This window comes from Pseudomonas sp. LAMO17WK12:I5, from assembly GCF_900215165.1.
Lineage (GTDB): Bacteria > Pseudomonadota > Gammaproteobacteria > Pseudomonadales > Pseudomonadaceae > Aquipseudomonas > Aquipseudomonas putida_A.
Genome location: NZ_OBDS01000002.1, coordinates 521,356 through 537,704 on the forward strand (window position 1 = coordinate 521,356; position 16,349 = coordinate 537,704).

At 59.8% G+C, this 16,349-nt stretch carries 16 protein-coding genes; 6 read left to right on the plus strand and 10 right to left on the minus strand.

All coding sequences use genetic code 11. The annotated features are described in order from the left end of the window. Positions 1-63: 63 nt before the first annotated feature. Positions 64-1,386 carry a putative porin gene (locus CRO59_RS05320; protein WP_097086729.1) on the minus strand — a complete coding sequence of 441 codons (1,323 nt, stop codon included), beginning with the start codon at positions 1,384-1,386 and terminating at the stop codon, positions 64-66. A gap of 278 nt (positions 1,387-1,664) precedes the next feature. Here CRO59_RS05320 and CRO59_RS05325 point away from each other — a divergent pair, with 278 nt between their 5' ends. Then, positions 1,665-2,789, plus strand: coding sequence for a GNAT family N-acetyltransferase (locus CRO59_RS05325; protein ID WP_027614545.1), 1,125 nt, complete (start codon positions 1,665-1,667; stop codon positions 2,787-2,789). Between the two features lie 158 nt (positions 2,790-2,947). On the opposite strand, the gene aqpZ is transcribed toward CRO59_RS05325, so the two are convergent. From aqpZ to CRO59_RS05350, 5 genes are all read right to left on the minus strand, one after another. Then, on the minus strand, positions 2,948-3,643 hold the full coding sequence (gene aqpZ / locus CRO59_RS05330; protein ID WP_027614546.1) for an aquaporin Z: 696 nt from the start codon (positions 3,641-3,643) through the stop codon (positions 2,948-2,950). A 290-nt stretch (positions 3,644-3,933) separates the two neighbouring features. Then, complete coding sequence (locus CRO59_RS05335; RefSeq protein WP_095138579.1) at positions 3,934-5,766, minus strand: ABC transporter ATP-binding protein; 1,833 nt, start codon at positions 5,764-5,766, stop codon at positions 3,934-3,936. Between the two features lie 88 nt (positions 5,767-5,854). Further along, entirely contained in the window at positions 5,855-6,418 is a 564-nt protein-coding gene (locus CRO59_RS05340; protein ID WP_027614548.1) for a peptidylprolyl isomerase, read from the minus strand. Between the two features lie 3 nt (positions 6,419-6,421). Then, the gene (locus tag CRO59_RS05345; RefSeq protein ID WP_097086730.1) at positions 6,422-7,225 is read right to left on the minus strand and encodes an alpha/beta fold hydrolase; all 804 of its coding nucleotides are present in this window, start codon (positions 7,223-7,225) and stop codon (positions 6,422-6,424) included. Between the two features lie 14 nt (positions 7,226-7,239). Continuing rightward, the gene (locus tag CRO59_RS05350; protein WP_027614550.1) at positions 7,240-8,163 is read right to left on the minus strand and encodes a LysR family transcriptional regulator; all 924 of its coding nucleotides are present in this window, start codon (positions 8,161-8,163) and stop codon (positions 7,240-7,242) included. Positions 8,164-8,212: 49 nt separating this feature from the next. Between CRO59_RS05350 and CRO59_RS05355 the strand changes: the two genes are divergently transcribed. From CRO59_RS05355 to CRO59_RS05365, 3 genes are all read left to right on the plus strand, one after another. After that, a complete protein-coding gene (locus CRO59_RS05355) occupies positions 8,213-8,527 on the plus strand; it encodes a 3-phosphoglycerate kinase (protein ID WP_097086732.1) in 315 nt (104 codons plus the stop codon). Between the two features lie 228 nt (positions 8,528-8,755). Further along, on the plus strand, positions 8,756-9,355 hold the full coding sequence (locus tag CRO59_RS05360; RefSeq protein ID WP_096796629.1) for an FMN-dependent NADH-azoreductase: 600 nt from the start codon (positions 8,756-8,758) through the stop codon (positions 9,353-9,355). Positions 9,356-9,701: 346 nt separating this feature from the next. Continuing rightward, positions 9,702-10,559, plus strand: a complete 858-nt coding sequence (locus tag CRO59_RS05365; protein WP_097086733.1) for a carboxylate/amino acid/amine transporter — start codon at positions 9,702-9,704, stop codon at positions 10,557-10,559. A 109-nt stretch (positions 10,560-10,668) separates the two neighbouring features. Here the strand turns inward: CRO59_RS05365 and CRO59_RS05370 are convergent, their stop codons facing one another. Next, positions 10,669-11,967, minus strand: a complete 1,299-nt coding sequence (locus tag CRO59_RS05370; RefSeq protein ID WP_097086735.1) for a mechanosensitive ion channel family protein — start codon at positions 11,965-11,967, stop codon at positions 10,669-10,671. A 191-nt stretch (positions 11,968-12,158) separates the two neighbouring features. Here CRO59_RS05370 and CRO59_RS05375 point away from each other — a divergent pair, with 191 nt between their 5' ends. Next, positions 12,159-13,499, plus strand: coding sequence for a DEAD/DEAH box helicase (locus CRO59_RS05375; protein ID WP_041070247.1), 1,341 nt, complete (start codon positions 12,159-12,161; stop codon positions 13,497-13,499). Positions 13,500-13,560: 61 nt separating this feature from the next. On the opposite strand, the gene CRO59_RS05380 is transcribed toward CRO59_RS05375, so the two are convergent. The 3 genes from CRO59_RS05380 to CRO59_RS05390 all read right to left on the minus strand — a co-directional run bounded on the left by CRO59_RS05380 (position 13,561) and on the right by CRO59_RS05390 (position 15,295). Further along, positions 13,561-14,160 (minus strand): hypothetical protein, encoded by a 600-nt coding sequence (locus CRO59_RS05380; protein WP_097086737.1) that lies wholly within the window; start codon positions 14,158-14,160, stop codon positions 13,561-13,563. Positions 14,161-14,172: 12 nt separating this feature from the next. Next, positions 14,173-14,757: a papain-like cysteine protease family protein gene (locus CRO59_RS05385; protein WP_097086739.1), complete on the minus strand. Its 585-nt coding sequence runs from the start codon at positions 14,755-14,757 to the stop codon at positions 14,173-14,175. Positions 14,758-15,019: 262 nt separating this feature from the next. Further along, positions 15,020-15,295 carry a hypothetical protein gene (locus CRO59_RS05390; protein WP_097086740.1) on the minus strand — a complete coding sequence of 92 codons (276 nt, stop codon included), beginning with the start codon at positions 15,293-15,295 and terminating at the stop codon, positions 15,020-15,022. A 445-nt stretch (positions 15,296-15,740) separates the two neighbouring features. Between CRO59_RS05390 and CRO59_RS05400 the strand changes: the two genes are divergently transcribed. Next, positions 15,741-16,349 (plus strand): filamentous hemagglutinin N-terminal domain-containing protein (locus tag CRO59_RS05400; protein ID WP_143503041.1); only part of this gene is annotated, 609 nt, incomplete at its 3' end.

The window sequence follows — 16,349 nt, forward strand, 5'->3', positions numbered from 1 at the left end:
GCAGACGAAACGAACGGATGATGGGGATCGTTCCGCCCGCATCAGGCTATAGGGTGACGCTTTTTAGAACTTGGCTTCGGCATCCAGCTGCAGAGTGTTGGTGTCTGCGTCACGCTGGGTACGGCTGGAGAAGTCGGCCTTGGTCAGGAAGTACGTGGCGCCGATGGCGAAGTTCTTGTCGATGTCGTAACCGACCTTGAACTTGTGCCCACGGGAACCGGTGGTGCCGTTGGCGAAGTCGGAGTCGGTGAACGCGCCGACCACGGCGTCACGCTGTACGTCACGATAGTTGTAATCCAGGTTCAGACCGAAGACTTTCGACTTGGCGCCGACCAGCCACGCGGTATCGGCGTCGGTCACGGCATCGTTGTTCTTCACGTATTGACCGTAGAACGACAGCGGCATCGGCAGACCGCCAATGTCGATCTGGCTGAAACCTTCGTACAGGCGGAACTCGTTGTTGGCCGAGTTGCCGTTGACCGACAGCGCGCACGGTGTGGATGTCCCGGTGCAGCGGCTGTCTTCGTCGTTCTGGTAGGCGTAGACGCTGCCGCCCAGGGTCAGTTTCAGGTTGTCGGTGATGCTGAAGCGGCTGCCCAACTGCCCGGCAGTCAGACGCAGGTCGTGACGGAATTGCACGCCTTCGCCGTCGACGTTGTCTTTGAGGGTGTAGTTACCCAGGCTGCCGAACAGTTCGGCGCTGCTGCCCAGTGGATATTTGTAGGTGACGGCCAGACCTTCCGGGTTGATGTCGCTGTCCCAGATCACGTCGCCCATGCTGACCCACGGTTGCAGCATCTTGCCGCCGATCACGTGCAGGTTCTTGATGGCATCGGGGTGGTAGTCGATGTAGCCGAGGTCGAGCCAGATCTGCTTCTTGTCGAAGTAGTTGTCCATGTCCTGGTTGGTCGAACGGGCATCGTCGCCGCCGCCGGTGGCAATACGGATGCCGGTGTCGACTTGCGGGTTGATCTCGGTGTAAGCCCCCAGACGTGCGCGGATACGCTGGCGATCCTTGTCACGGCCACCATTGTTGGATTCGCCGTCGATCTTGACGGTCTCCTGACGAATACGCACGTCGCCCTTGAACTGGGTCTTGGCGGCCCAGGCGAGTTTCTGGTCGAAGGAGCTCAGCTCGTTGGTTTTCTTCGCGGTTGCCGCGATTTGCTCGTTGGTCTCTTGCTGCGCCTGCTGCGCGATTTGCTGAGCCTTCTGATCCTTGGCCAGTTCAGTTTGCAGTTCGATGTACTGCGCCTGGGAAATGGAACCGTTGGCCTTGAGCATGTCGAGCAGTTTGGCGTCGACTGCAGCACTGGCCGGAACGCTCATGGCCAGCAACAGGCCACCGCACAAGGCCGCCGCAGTTTTCGTGGAAGCAAGACGCATAGCAATCTCCGAAGATGAGAGGGATGGCAGAACCATCCGGGGCACACCGACGCGCACGTCGGAAAACAGTGTCCGGGTAGAACCCGGCGCTCTAAAAACAGGAGCGAGTATCGCGATGGTTTATGACAGAGCAGTGGCTAAGTGATGTCATGTCGATGACGATACAAAGTCCTCGTGAACTATTGAGCTAGAGCACTGTCGTCCGATTGCTCGTGTGCAAAGGGCAGCGATAAGCGATACTCGCGGGGCTTTGAAGCCCGGAAGTGGAGAGTCAGTTGATGCCGTTGCAACGCCTGCAAAGCCTGTCAGAAATCGCCCCGGCGACCTGGGATGCACTGGTGCCCGAGAACCAGCCGTTTTTGCGGCACGCCTTTCTCTCGGCCCTTGAAGACAGCGGCAGCGTTGGCCCGCATACGGGTTGGCAAGCCGAGCATCTGCTGCACGTCGAAGACGATCGGCTGATCGCGGCGCTGCCCAGTTATCGCAAGTGGCATTCCTATGGCGAGTACGTGTTCGATCACGGCTGGGCCGATGCCTGTGCCCGGGCCGGCATCGATTACTACCCCAAACTGCTGACGGCGGTGCCGTTCAGCCCGGTCAGCGGACCACGCTTGCTGGCCGCCCGGGTCGAGGACGGTTTCGAACTGCTCAAGAGCCTGCCGGGTTATCTGGAAATCGAAGAGCTTTCCAGCGCGCACATCAATTTCACCGACCCGTTCACCGATGCCGCCATGGCCGAGCAGCCGGGCTGGCTGCAACGTATCGGCTGTCAGTATCACTGGCAGAATCGCGGTTATCGGGACTTCCAGGATTTTCTCGACGCGCTCAGTTCGCGCAAGCGCAAGCAAATGCGTAAAGAGCGCGAGCAAGTGGCGGGGCAGGGCTTCGAATTCGAATGGCTGGAAGGGCGTGAGCTGGACGAGGCGCAATGGGATTTTGTCTACGCCTGCTATGCCAACACCTACGCCGTGCGCCGCCAGGCGCCGTACCTGACGCGCGAGTTTTTCAGTCTGCTGGCTGCGCGGATGCCGGAGGCGATTCGGGTGGTCTTCGCCAGACAGGGTTCACGGCCGGTGGCGATGGCCTTCAGTCTGGTCGGGGGCGACAGCTTCTATGGGCGCTATTGGGGCTGTCTGGCCGAGTTTGACCGGCTGCATTTCGAGACGTGTTTCTATCAGGGCATGGACTATGCGATTGCTCAGGGGTATCAGCGCTTTGATGCCGGCGCTCAGGGCGAGCACAAGCTGATTCGCGGCTTTGAACCGGTGATCACCCACTCGTGGCACTACCTGCGTCATCCCGGTCTGAAAGCCGCAGTCAAAGACTTCCTGCAACAGGAACGTGCTGGCGTCCTTGCGTACGCCGAGGAAGCCAGAACAGCCTTGCCATACCGCCAGGCCTGAGCTTGCCTTTAAACGGGGCCGACATCGATTCTCGGGCGTGGTTGATTTATTACTGTGGGAGGGGGCTTGCTCCCGAATGCGGTGTGTCAGTACGGTAGCTATGACTGACACGACGCCTTCGGGAGCAAGCCCCCTCCCACAGGGGATTTCCAGTGGGTTCAGGATTGCTCTTTGCCCAGCCAGCGATAAATCGTCCCGCCCACTATCGCGCCAATCAGCGGCGCGACCCAGAACATCCACAACTGCGCGATCGCCCAGCCGCCGACCATCAGCGCCGGCCCGGTGCTACGAGCCGGGTTGACCGAAGTGTTGGTGACCGGAATCGAGATCAGGTGAATCAGCGTCAGCCCCAGGCCGATGGCAATCGGTGCGAGGCCCGCCGGGGCGCGTTTGTCGGTGGCGCCGAGGATGATGATCACGAACATCCCGGTCATCACCAGCTCGGTGACAAAGCCTGCCGCCATCGAGTATTTGCCGGGCGAGTGCTCGCCGTACCCATTGGACGCCAGACCTGCTGCGATGTCGAAACCTTCCTTGCCGCTGGCGATGTAGTAGAGCAGCGCGGCGGCGAGTATCCCGCCGAGCACCTGGGCGATGATGTAGGCGGGTAGCTCTTTTGCTGGAAACCGTCCGCCGACCACCAACCCGACCGATACCGCCGGATTGAGATGACATCCGCTGATGTGGCCGATGGCGAACGCCATGGTCAGCACCGTCAGACCAAACGCCAGGGCCACCCCCAGCACTCCGATGCCCAGAGGCGAAGACGCGGCGAGCACCGCACTGCCACAACCACCCAGAACCAGCCAGAACGTACCCAACAACTCAGTAACTGAACGTTTGAACAGAGACATGAGAGAGTCCTTGATAGGCGTGCTATCGAGACTGTATCGAGTTGTGCTTCCCTGCAGATTTACGACAGGTTCCGTGCTGGAACCTTGGCTGAGTACAGCACGCTTTGGATGGATTTCCAGCAGCCATCAAAAAACCGCCAGAGCCCGTGGTTAGAGGGCTGTGGCGGTTCTCAATATATTGTGGGAGGGGGCTTGCTCCCGAATGCGGTGTGTCAGACAAATGTTCGGTACTGACACCCCGCTTTCGGGAGCAAGCCCCCTCCCACATTGGAGTTGTATTGATTCAATGATCAATCGATCCCGACAAATCCCCCGGTCTGGTGCGCCCACAACCGCGCATACAACCCACGATGCGCCAGCAGTTCGGCGTGGGTACCGCTCTCGGCGATCTTGCCGTTTTCCAGCACTACCAGCCGATCCATGCGAGCGATGGTCGAGAGACGGTGAGCAATGGCGATCACGGTTTTGCCTTGCATCAGGGTTTCCAGGCTTTCCTGGATCGCCGCTTCGACTTCCGAGTCGAGTGCCGAGGTCGCTTCGTCCATGATCAGGATCGGCGCGTCCTTGAGCAGCACCCGGGCAATCGCAATGCGCTGGCGCTGACCGCCGGACAGTTTCACCCCGCGTTCGCCGACGTGCGCGTCGAAACCGGTACGGCCCTCAGCGTCCGACAGCAGCGGAATGAACTCGTCGGCGCGAGCCTTGTGCACCGCGTCCCAGAGCTCGGCGTCGGTGGCGTCAGGCTTGCCATACAGCAAGTTGTCGCGGATCGAGCGGTGCAGCAGGGAGGTGTCCTGCGTGATCATGCCGATGCGTGCGCGCAGGCTTTCCTGGCCGACTTCGGCGATGTTCTGCCCATCGATCAGGATGCGTCCGCCCTCTACGTCATACAGGCGCAGCAGCAGGTTGACCAAGGTCGATTTACCGGCGCCGGACGGCCCGATCAGGCCGATTTTTTCGCCGGGTTTAATGGTCAGGTTGAGGTCGCCGATGATGCCTTTCTTCTTGCCGTAGTGAAAATCCACGTGCTCGAAACGCACTTCGCCACGAGCCACGGCCAGCGGTTTGGCCTGCTCGCGATCAGTGACGCTGACCGGTTGCGAGATGGTCTGCAGACCGTCCTGCACCATGCCGATGTTTTCGAAGATGCCGGTGACTACCCACATGATCCAGCCGGACATATTGACGATACGAATCACCAGACCGGTGGCCAGGGCGATCGCGCCGACGGTGATCAGCGACTGCGTCCACAGCCACAGCGCCAGCGCGGTGGTGCCAACGATCAGCAGACCGTTCATGGTGGTGATCGCCACGTCCATGCTGGTCACCACGCGGCCGGCCATCTGCGCCTTGACCGTCTGTTCTTCGATGGCTTCCTTGGCGTAGTGCTGTTCGAAGTTGGTGTGGGCGAACAGCTTGAGGGTGGCGATGTTGGTGTAGCCGTCGACGATCCGTCCCATCAGTTTCGAGCGCGCGTCGGAAGCTTCCACCGAACGCTCTTTCACCCGTGGCACGAAGTAATACAGCGCACCGATGTAGGCGACGATCCACGTCAGCAGCGGGATCATCAGGCGCCAGTCGGCTTCGGCGAACAGCACCAGCGAACTGATCGCGTAGATCACCACGTGCCACAGCGCATCCACCGCTTGCACCGCCGAATCGCGCAGCGAGTTGCCGGTCTGCATGATGCGTTGGGCGATGCGCCCGGCGAAGTCGTTCTGGAAGAAATTCAGGCTCTGCTTGAGCACGTAACTGTGGTTCTGCCAGCGGATCATGCTGGTCATCCCCGGGCTCAGGGTCTGATGCACCAGCAGATCGTGCAGGCCGAAAAAGATCGGCCGCAGCACCAGCGCAACCACCACCATCCACGTCAGTTCGAGGGCGTGGTCGCTGAAGAAATTCGGGTTGGGCGTGCCCTGGGCCAGGTCGATGATGCGGCTCAGGTAGCTGAACAGCGCCACTTCGATCAACGCGGCGAACAGGCCGACGACGAGCAGGGCGGCAAAACTCGGCCAGACCTGCTTCAGGTAATAGGTATAGAAGGGCCAGACACGATCCGGCGGGGACGCCGTGGGGGCGTCTCGGAATATGTCGATCAGTTGTTCGAAACGGCGATAGAGCATCAGATAACCGCCCGGATGCCGGGCTCTCCTTTTATCGGTGTGAGCGGCGTGGCTTCAGGCCAGCGCCGCTCGAAATGCCCTGTACAGCTTAGTCGATGACTTTGGCCGACTTGATGATCACAGGGTCGACAGGCACGTTTTGCATGCCCTGTTTGGTGGTGGTCTGCGAGTTGACGATGATGTCGACCACGTCCATGCCTTTGACCACTTTGGCGAATACCGCGTAACCGGCATCACGGCCCGGATCGAGGAAGGCGTTGTCGGCGACGTTGATGAAGAACTGGCTGGTGGCCGAATCCGGGTTGGAGGTGCGCGCCATCGACAAAGTGCCGCGAACGTTATGCAGACCGTTGCTGGCTTCGTTCTTGATCGGTGCCTTGGTCTCTTTCTGTTGCATCTGCTGGGTGAAACCGCCGCCCTGAGCCATGAAACCCGGGATCACCCGGTGGAAAATGGTGTTGGTGTAAAAGCCGCTGTTGACGTAATCCAGAAAGTTTTTGGTACTGATTGGCGCCTTGACCGGATCCAGTTCGATTTCGATCTGGCCGTTGGTAGTGTCCAGCAGCACGTGCGGTGCTTTTGCAGGCGTGGCAGCCATCAGGTTGGCAGCAAACAGCACGGTGCCGGCGGCGAGGGCGAGTTTTTTCAGCATGGGTCAGTGATCCTGAGATTGAATGTCGGCTGCGGCGAGAAACTCCAGCAGCGTTTGATTGAAGCGTTCGGGTTGATCGAGCGGGGTGGCGTGGCGCGAATCGGCGATGACCACCAGCCGCGCATCGGGCAGCAGTTTTACATAGGTTTCTTTCAGTGCTACCGGTGTGTAGTCACGGTCGGCAGTCACGATGAGGGTTGGACAGGTCACCCGGGAAAGTCGTTCCTGAACGCCCCAGCCAACAATCGCATCGAAGCTGGCGAGATAAGCACGTTTGTCGTTTTTTGCCCAGCGTTCGGCCATTTTCTGTCGCAGATCAGCCTGCTCGGGTTTCGGGAACAGTTTGCCGCCTAATGCCTTGCCAATGGTCGCGAGGCTGAGCACGCGCATCAGGCTCCAGCGCTTGAACCACTGCCAGTAATCGTCGCGGCTGCGCAGTTTGACCTCGGGGGCGCTGTTGACGATGGTCAGGCTTTTCAGCATGTGCGGCTGATCGACGCCGAACTGAAAGCCGATCATCCCGCCCATCGACAGCCCGACGTAATGTACCGGGCCGAGTTTCAGGTGTTCGATCAACGCCAGCAGATCGGCGCTGAACCCGGCGATGCTGTAGCGCTCGCGAGGTTTGTCCGAGCGACCGTGACCACGTATATCCGGAACGATTACCCGGTAGTGCGCCGACAGCGCCGGGATCTGCATTTCCCAGTCCAGGGTGCTCGAACCCAGTCCGTGAACCAGTAGCAACGGGGTGCCGTGGCCATATTCCTCGTAGTGCAGGTTGCAACCTTCATGTTCGAAATAGGCCATCGGTGAACTCCGTGTCAGGCTTGCTCGGGGGCGGCGAACGGTGCGTCAAGCGGCAAAGTGTCGAAGGTGCGCAACAGTTCGATGAGGATTTGTGTGGCCGGGCCCAGCGGTTTGTCCTTGTTCGAATACAGATAGAAGCTCGGGTTGCGGCTGCCGCCCTGATCCAACGGTAGCAGCTTGAGCGTGCCTTCCTTCAATTCCCGTTCGATCATGTGTCGTGGCAGCCAGGCAAAGCCCAGGCCGCTGCTGACGAACGTGGCAGCCGTGGCGAGGCTGCCGACGGTCCAGCGCTGTTCGGCGCCGAGCCAGCCAACGTCGCGTGGTTGCTGGCGGCCGGAGTCGCGAATCACCACCTGCATCTGGGTTTCCAGGTCCTGGAAGCTCAGTTCGCGGTTGAGCCGATGCAGCGCGTGATCAGGGTGGGCGACCGCGACAAATTCGACGTCGCTCAATTCCGCGCCGAGGTAGCCGGGGATGCTCAGGCCGGTGATTGCCAGATCGGCCACGCCTTCGAGCAAGACCTCCTCGACCCCCGACAACACCTCCTCGCGCAGACGCACGCGGCAGCCGCGACTCTGCGGCATGAACGCGGTCAGCGCGCGCACGATGCGTGCGCTTGGGTAAGCCGCATCGACCACCAGCCGCACCTCGGCTTCCCAACCTTGCTCCATGTGGTGGGCGAGGTCTTCCAGTTGGCTGGCCTGTTTCACCAGTTGTCGCGAGCGGCGCAGCAGTACGCCGCCGGCTTCGGTGAGCACCGCTTTACGTCCGTCGATGCGCAGCAACGGCACGCCGAGCTGGTCCTGCATGCGGGCGACGGTATAACTCACCGACGATTGCGAACGGTGCAGAACCTCGGCGGCCTGGGCGAAACCACCGTGGTCGACCACGGCCTGCAATGTTCGCCATTGATCAAGGGTCACGCGGGGCGCTTTCATCAATAGCTCCTCTTGTCCTAAGCTGGCCGTCCCTCATGGAGACTGGCGAATGAAAAAATTCTGTTGTGTGGTGCTCGCGTTGCTGCCGCTGACTGCGTTTGCTTACCCGATCGATGTGCAGAAGAACCTCAATGGCTTGAAGATCGACTACGAGACCTTCGACACCGACAAAGACATCGGCTCCATCCGGGTCGCCAACTACGGTGATGTCGATGCAATCTGCAAAGTCGTTTTCAACAATGGCCCGGAAGCACCGCGTACGCGCAACATCGAAATCCCGGCCCGCAAGCATACGAATGCCACGGCCAAGTTCTCCCGCGAGATCATCAGGCTGCGCATCGACCTGAGCTGCAGCCCGAAATAACGGCGATCCCTGTGGGAGCGAGCCTGCTCGCGAAGGCGTCGTGTCAGTCGATACCTGCTCTGACTGATGCACCGCCTTCGCGAGCAGGCTCGCTCCCACAAGGTACAAACTGCATCTAAACGAATTATTCGATCCTTTGCAGCAATTATTTGCGCTTTTTCATCGATACGACCCTGTTTAACCTTCACTCCATCGACCTACAACATTCTCGGATGGAGACTACACACCATGTCCCGCGTTCTGATCATCGAAAGCAGCGCCCGCCAGCAAGATTCGGTTTCCCGTCAACTGACCCAGACCTTCATTGGTCAGTGGAAAGCGGCGCATCCCAACGATCAGATCACCGTGCGTGACCTCGCCGTGAATCCCGTTCCACACCTGGACGCCAACCTGCTGGGCGGCTGGATGAAGCCTGCCGAGCAGCGCAACGCCAGCGAACAATCGTCGCTGGAGCGCTCCAACGAATTGACCGACGAGCTGCTCGCTGCCGACGTACTGGTGATGGCTGCGCCGATGTACAACTTCGCGATCCCGAGCACCCTCAAGGCCTGGCTCGACCACGTGCTGCGTGCCGGCGTGACCTTCAAGTACACCGAAACCGGCCCGCAAGGCCTGCTCAGCGGCAAACGTGCCTACGTGCTGACCGCTCGCGGCGGGATCTACGCCGGCGGCCCGGCCGACCATCAGGAACCGTACCTGCGTCAGGTCATGGGTTTCATCGGCATCCACGACGTGACCTTCATTCACGCCGAAGGCATGAACCTGGGCGGCGACTTCCAGGAGAAGGGCCTGAATCAGGCCAACGCCAAACTGTCCCAGGTCGCTTGATATGTTAATCGCCAGATAATCGCCGCTTGTTTAAGTGACCTGGCGCAACCCCTTCAAGGCTCTACGCGCATCGAACCTCCCTTTGCACTTGTTGCTCCTGAGTGCTGTAGCCCGATTGAACGCTTTAGCGAGATCGGGCTTTTTTTTGCCTGTGTTTTTTGAACAACACAAAACTCCTTGTGGGAGCGAGCCTGCTCGCGAAAGCGGTGCATCAGACAAGTATCTGCCGTCTGACACTCCGCCTTCGCGAGCAGGCTCGCTCCCACAGGGGGATTTTGTGTTTCGGGCTATTCGCAGTGAGACCAGAAAACCGCTATCGTCGCCGCCATTCGAAACAGAGGCGACCATGGGCTATCTACTTTTTGTCACGCTGATCCAGGCGTTTTCCTTCAGTCTGATCGGCGAATACCTCGCCGGGCATGTCGACAGCTACTTTGCAGTGCTGGTGCGCGTGGTGCTGGCCGGGCTGGTGTTCATTCCGTTGACCCGCTGGCGCTCGGTGGAACCGGCGTTCATGCGCGGCATGCTGCTGATCGGTGCGTTGCAGTTCGGCATCACCTACGTCTGTCTGTACCTGAGCTTTCGCGTGTTGACGGTGCCGGAAGTGCTGCTGTTCACCATCCTCACGCCGCTGCACGTGACGTTGATCGAAGATGCGCTGAACCGCCGCTTCAATCCGTGGGCGCTGATCGCCGCGTTGGTAGCGGTGGGCGGTGCGGCGGTGATTCGTTTCGACAGCGTCAGTCCGGACTTCTTCATGGGCTTCCTGTTGCTGCAACTGGCCAACTTCACCTACGCGGCGGGGCAGGTGATGTACAAGCATCTGGTGGCGAAACACCCGAGCGATCTGCCGCATTACCGGCGTTTCGGCTTCTTCTACCTCGGGGCACTGGCGGTGGTATTGCCGGCGTTTCTGCTGTTCGGCAAGTCCAACTTCCTGCCCGAAGCGCCGTTGCAGTGGGGCGTGTTGCTGTTCCTCGGTCTGGTCTCGACGGCGCTGGGCATATACTGGTGGAACAAAGGCGCGTGCATGGTCAACGGCGGCACGCTGGCGGTGATGAACAACCTGCATGTGCCAGTGGGCTTGCTGCTGAATCTGCTGATCTGGAATCAGCATGAGGAGCTGGGAAGGTTGTTGCTTGGCGGGAGTGTGATTCTGGCGGCAGTGTGGATCAGCCGGTTGGGTATCAGACACACCGCGTAACCCTCGTAGGAGTGAGCCTGCTCGCGATAGCGGTGTGACAGTCAACTTTGATTTGACGGATACACCGCTATCGCGAGCAGGCTCACTCCTACAGTTTTGATCGGTGGCGTTACATGAGGTGTTTTTGCGGTTCCGGAATGTGCGCCGAACCCAGCACCGCCGGCAGCAACCCGGTACGCAAATCCCCGCCACTCGGCTGCTGATACAGGCTCAAGCCAAACTCCGGCAGCACCGCCAGCAGATAGTCGAAAATATCCCCCTGAATCCGCTCGTAATCGGCCCACACCGTGGTGGTCGTGAAGCAGTAGATTTCCAGTGGAATGCCCTGCGCCGTGGTCTGCATCTGGCGCACCATGCAGGTCATGTTCGGCTGCACCTCCGGGTGACTCTTCAAATACGCCAGCGCATAAGCGCGGAAGGTGCCGATGTTGGTCATGCGCCGGCGGTTGGCCGACATCGCCGCGACGTTTCCTTGCGCCTCGTTCCATGCCTTGAGCTCGGCTTTCTTGCGGCCCATGTAGCCGGTCAGCAGGTGCACCTGGGAGAGCTTTTCTTCCTCATCGTCACGAATGAAGCGCACGCCGCTGGCGTCGATGAACAGGCTGCGCTTGATCCGCCGCCCGCCAGACTGCTGCATGCCGCGCCAGTTGCGGAACGATTCGGACATCAGGCGCCAGGTCGGGATCGAGACGATGGTCTTGTCGAAGTTCTGCACCTTGACCGTGTGCAAGGTGATGTCGACCACATCGCCATCGGCGCCGACTTGCGGCATTTCGATCCAGTCGCCGACCCGCAGCATGTCGTTGCTGGTCAGTTGCACGCTGGCAACGAACGACAGCAACGTGTCCTTGTAGACCAACAGAATCACCGCCGACATCGCACCCAGACCGGAGAGCAGCAACAGCGGCGAACGGTCGATGAGGGTGGCGACGATGATGATCGCACCAAACACGTACAAGACCATTTTCGCCAGTTGCACATAGCCCTTGATCGAACGGGTGCGGGCGTGTTCGGTGCGGGCGTAGATGTCCAGCAGCGCATTGAGCAGGGCGCTGACCGACAGCAGCAGGAACAGGATGGTGAAGGACAGCGCCACGTTGCCGAGGAAGGTCATCGCGGTTTTGCTCAGTTCCGGCACCAGGTGCAGGCCGAACTGGATCACCAGCGACGGCGTCATCTGCGCCAGGCGCTGAAACACCTTGTTGTGGCGAAAGTCGTTGATCCAGTGCAAGGCCGGCTGGCGCCCGAGCATGCGGCTGGCATGCAGGATCAGATAGCGTGCCACTCGTCCGAGCACCAGCGCGATCACCAATAGCAGCATCAGCGCCAGGCCGGATTGCAGGAATGGGTGCTTTTCGAGGGCACCCCAGAGGTCTTGGGCGTTGAGCCAGAGCTGTTTGAAATCCATGTGAGCAACGATTCTTCTGTAAGACGCGATGGGCGATTAGAGCATTTAAGACGCTGTGTATTACCGTTGGAGACAAATCGAGCAACAAAAAAGCCACTGATTACGCCCGTTTGTATAAAGAAACTCGGCCTGAGCGCTCGAAACCGGTAACCTATGCAGCTGTTTTTTTGCATATCTTCGAGGTAGCACCCGTGTTTTCCCAATTCGCCCTGCACGAACGCCTGCTCAAAGCCGTGGCCGAGCTGAAATTTGTCGAGCCAACGCCTGTGCAAGCAGCGGCCATTCCGCTGGCGCTCCAGGGGCGTGACCTGCGGGTGACGGCGCAAACCGGTAGCGGCAAGACCGCCGCTTTTGTCCTGCCGATCCTCAACCGCCTGATCGGCCCGGCGAAGATTCGCGTCAGCATCAAGACCCTGATCCTGCTGCCGACCCGCGAACTGGCCCAGCAGACCCTGAAGGAAGTCGAGCGCTTTTCGCAGTTCACTTTCATCAAGTCCGGTCTGATCACCGGCGGTGAAGACTTCAAGGTCCAGGCCGCGATGCTGCGCAAGGTGCCAGACATCCTCATCGGTACGCCGGGCCGGATGATCGAGCAACTCAACGCCGGCAACCTCGACCTCAAAGAAGTCGAAGTGCTGGTGCTCGACGAAGCCGACCGCATGCTCGACATGGGTTTCGCTGAAGACGTGCAACGTCTGGTCGACGAATGCCCGAACCGTCAGCAGACCATGCTGTTCTCCGCCACCACCGGTGGTTCCGGCCTGCGCGAGATGATCGCCAAGGTGCTGAACAACCCAGAGCACCTGCAGCTCAACGCGGTCAGCCAGCTGAACTCGACCACCCGCCAGCAAATCATCACCGCCGACCACAATCAGCACAAAGAGCAGATTGTGAACTGGCTGCTGGCCAACGAGACCTACCAGAAGGCCATCGTCTTCACCAACACCCGTGCCATGGCCGACCGCATCTACGGCCGCCTCGTGGCTCAGGAATACAAGGCGTTCGTGCTGCACGGCGAGAAAGACCAGAAGGATCGCAAACTGGCGATCGATCGTCTGAAGCAGGGCGGCGTGAAGATTCTGGTCGCTACCGACGTCGCGGCCCGTGGTCTGGACGTTGATGGCCTGGATCTGGTGATCAACTTCGACATGCCACGCAGCGGCGACGAATACGTGCACCGCATCGGTCGTACCGGCCGCGCAGGCAACGACGGTCTGGCGATCTCGCTGATCTGCCACGGCGACTGGAACCTGATGTCGAGCATCGAGCGCTACCTCAAGCAGAGCTTCGAGCGCCGCACCATCAAGGAAGTCAAAGGCACCTACGGCGGGCCGAAAAAGGTCAAGGCCTCGGGCAAAGCCGTCGGCGTGAAGAAGAAAAAGACCGACGCCAAGGGCGACAAGAAGAAAACCGCCGCCAAGACCCCGACCAAGCGCAAGAGCGCCAACCGTCCGAAGCCGGATTCTCTGGTGAGCAGCGACGGCATGGCCCCGCTCAAGCGCCGCAAGCCGGCCGAGCCTGCGGCTGAATAAATCGCCACAAATGGCCAATAAAAACCCGGACAGTGTCCGGGTTTTTTTTGCGCAGGGTTTGTCAGCTCCCCAACTCTCCGCTGGTGTCTGCGTCAAAGCGCTGTTTTGCGCGACCTGCCGCCGGTTTGAGCTGCGCGAGCAACGCGGCTTCGCTGTACAGCCGCGAGTTCCCGAGCTCTTTCGGCGTCGGCTCGATCGGGATCAGTACATCTTCACCGTCAGCGTGCAGCCAGATCGCCACGACGTGCAGTGCCGAGACAAACAGCAGCCGCAGTTCAACGCTCTTGCCCTGCAATTGCGGCGCCTGTTCCGCCAGTTTCAACGCGCCCACGGTGTCGGCGGCCCGGGTGCCGTGGTTCAGCGAAGCGAACTCGACATGGCCACGCACCTCGGCCAGTTGCGCATCGGCAATGCTTACGCCGTCGGCAAACACCAGGTAATGCCAGTCGCCGATACGTGCGTCTTTCAGACCCTTGCCCTGGCTCAGGTCGTCGAGTGTCAGCGAGTAGCCGCGATAGGCTTCGCTGAGGCTGACTTTGGCCGGTGTCGCGTTGGCGAACTGGCGGTTGATGCCGAAGCCCTGGTTTTGCAGCGCGGCTTGCAGCACCGGACGCAAAGTCTGTACGCCGTTGGAAGGCGCCTTTGGATAAGTCAGTTGCATGATGTCGCCCTCCTAGTTTTTCGCGGTGAAGTAAGTGTGAGTCCAGTTGCCGCCGCCGTTGTACGAACCGGGGAATGAGTTCAGCGCGCGGGTCGAGTAACCGTAGATCGAGTCGGCGATCAGCACGTAGTTGCCGTTGGTGCCGTAGATCGCCAGGAAGTGCGCACCGCCACCATACCAGGCACAACGCAGGCCGACCGGGCGGCCCATGTTGATCTGGTTCTGAATGGCCGACATCTGCAGCGAACCCTGATTCATCCCGTTATAGCTGCGGGTGGTCTGCAGGGCCGAATCCAGATAGCCGTAGACGTTGCACGGCCCCGGCTGGCTGCAGCAATTGCGGTCCAGTTGGGTGCTGGCGACGCCGCACTGGGTCCAGTTGCCGGTGCCGTAATAATTGCCGACCGAGGCGGAAACGGCGGCCCAGCACCAGTTGGTCTGAGTCTGTTTCTGCATCGTGAAGTTAAGGTTGGCAGCGGCCAGTGCCGCCGTTTGCGCAGTGGCTTCAACCTCGACCAGTTGCGGGTCGATCAGGTGGCCAACAAGGCACCTTGGCAGGCTCTCGCCGGTGAACGATGTTGCTTGAGTGGTTAACATTTTTTCAGTCCTCCATGAATGAAAACAAGCGTCCAGCTTGTGATTGTGTTGCGGTATTGCCGAGCGATCGGTGGGTAACGGTTTTCATCTGCGATGAACGGTGCCGATCTCCTTGCTCGATGTAACCTTAGTCTGGATATGCGTTTATGCAAGAAAATAAATGCACAAATGCATTTTTAAGATCAAAAGATCGCAGCCTGCGGCAGCTCCTACAGGGTCTGGTATAGGAGCTGCCGCAGGCTGCGATCTTTTGATCTTGCTTTTAGCTGTCGGCTTTTTTCTCAGCCGAGTCCAGTTCCTTCAAGCGCTGATCAATCAACTGGCACTTGTCCGGCAGATCGGCGCTGGCCGTGCCCAAGTCCATCTTCTGCAACTCGGCATTGATTTCCTTGGCCTTGGCCGGATTCTGTTCGGTGAGCTTGGCCACTTCCTTGGCCAGTTGTTCGCGTTTGGCGGTGGCCTCTTCTGGTGTGCAGGCCCAGACCGGCAGAGCGCAGGCCAGGGTGGCGGCGAGGGTGAGCTTGAGCAGGGTTTTCATGGGGGTAGGCCTCCGTTCCGGGTAGGGCGGGTTGATCGGTGGAGGGTTTCGGGCGGTGAAAAGTTCAGTTCCAGTGTTTTTACCAGTCCATTTAGAGTGACCGAACGGTCGCGATCTTCCCCTGAAAAGCAGACCTCTTGAGGAAAAGCCACGGGTTAGAGCGGTTGTTGTAAAAGACGCTGTACGACTTATTGACGCCAGAATGATGGCAATCTACCATCGCGCCATCACATTGATATCAAATTGTGATTTCGAGGGATCGAACAAACTATTCGCCAGCGGTTCTGCGATCGTTTTTGCCACGCTTTGGACGTTCTGACCGAGGCGCGCATTTATCCCCCTTTTTGCTTGTTCTCTCACCTGGCCCCGTGTTTTGGCCAGGCAGGGATCGCTTTGCCTGTTGATTACCCAGACCTCACTCGCCTGTCGCAACGAGAGCTCAAACATGGACGTTCGCCAATACGCCTTCCTCGCTGGTCAGCCTTCTGCTGACGTGAAAACCCGTGAGCATTTCTGGGGCATGCCCAAGCGCGGGCTGGCGTTCCTGCTGGCGAACGTCATGTTCTGGCAACCGATGTGGGCGCAGGCCGACGGCATTGTCGTGGCCAACCCGAACACCGCGCTGGATCGGGCCGGCAATGGCGTGCCGATCATCAACATCGCCACGCCCAACGGCAGCGGGCTGTCGCATAACCAGTTCCACGATTACAACGTCGGCGCGCAGGGTGTCATCCTCAACAACGGCTCGGCGCAGACCTCGAACACCCAGTTGGCCGGGCACATCATTGGCAACCCGAACCTGAAAAACAGCGGCTCGGCGCAAGCGATTCTCAACGAAGTCATCAGCGGCAACCCGAGCCAGTTGCGCGGTTACACCGAAGTGGCAGGGCAGTCAGCGCGAGTGATCGTCGCCAACCCGTATGGCATCACCTGTAATGGCTGCGGCTTCATCAACGCACCGCGCGTGACGCTGACCACCGGCAAACCGGTGCTGGATGGCGCGGGGCGGCTGGATCGTTTTCAGGTTGATCAGGGTTCTGTGGCCATTGAAGGC

What these genes read in the sequence shown, in the direction of transcription:
- CRO59_RS05355 (WP_097086732.1), top strand. Translation starts at nt 8,213, where the DNA reads ATGAAAAAATTCTGTTGTGTGGTGCTCGCGTTGCTGCCGCTGACTGCG.
- CRO59_RS05370 (WP_097086735.1), bottom strand. Translation starts at nt 11,967, where the DNA reads ATGGATTTCAAACAGCTCTGGCTCAACGCCCAAGACCTCTGGGGTGCC.
- CRO59_RS05365 (WP_097086733.1), top strand. Translation starts at nt 9,702, where the DNA reads ATGGGCTATCTACTTTTTGTCACGCTGATCCAGGCGTTTTCCTTCAGT.
- CRO59_RS05390 (WP_097086740.1), bottom strand. Translation starts at nt 15,295, where the DNA reads ATGAAAACCCTGCTCAAGCTCACCCTCGCCGCCACCCTGGCCTGCGCT.
- CRO59_RS05325 (WP_027614545.1), top strand. Translation starts at nt 1,665, where the DNA reads ATGCCGTTGCAACGCCTGCAAAGCCTGTCAGAAATCGCCCCGGCGACC.
- CRO59_RS05335 (WP_095138579.1), bottom strand. Translation starts at nt 5,766, where the DNA reads ATGCTCTATCGCCGTTTCGAACAACTGATCGACATATTCCGAGACGCC.
- CRO59_RS05345 (WP_097086730.1), bottom strand. Translation starts at nt 7,225, where the DNA reads ATGGCCTATTTCGAACATGAAGGTTGCAACCTGCACTACGAGGAATAT.
- CRO59_RS05350 (WP_027614550.1), bottom strand. Translation starts at nt 8,163, where the DNA reads ATGAAAGCGCCCCGCGTGACCCTTGATCAATGGCGAACATTGCAGGCC.
- CRO59_RS05360 (WP_096796629.1), top strand. Translation starts at nt 8,756, where the DNA reads ATGTCCCGCGTTCTGATCATCGAAAGCAGCGCCCGCCAGCAAGATTCG.
- CRO59_RS05385 (WP_097086739.1), bottom strand. Translation starts at nt 14,757, where the DNA reads ATGTTAACCACTCAAGCAACATCGTTCACCGGCGAGAGCCTGCCAAGG.
- CRO59_RS05340 (WP_027614548.1), bottom strand. Translation starts at nt 6,418, where the DNA reads ATGCTGAAAAAACTCGCCCTCGCCGCCGGCACCGTGCTGTTTGCTGCC.
- CRO59_RS05320 (WP_097086729.1), bottom strand. Translation starts at nt 1,386, where the DNA reads ATGCGTCTTGCTTCCACGAAAACTGCGGCGGCCTTGTGCGGTGGCCTG.
- aqpZ (WP_027614546.1), bottom strand. Translation starts at nt 3,643, where the DNA reads ATGTCTCTGTTCAAACGTTCAGTTACTGAGTTGTTGGGTACGTTCTGG.
- CRO59_RS05380 (WP_097086737.1), bottom strand. Translation starts at nt 14,160, where the DNA reads ATGCAACTGACTTATCCAAAGGCGCCTTCCAACGGCGTACAGACTTTG.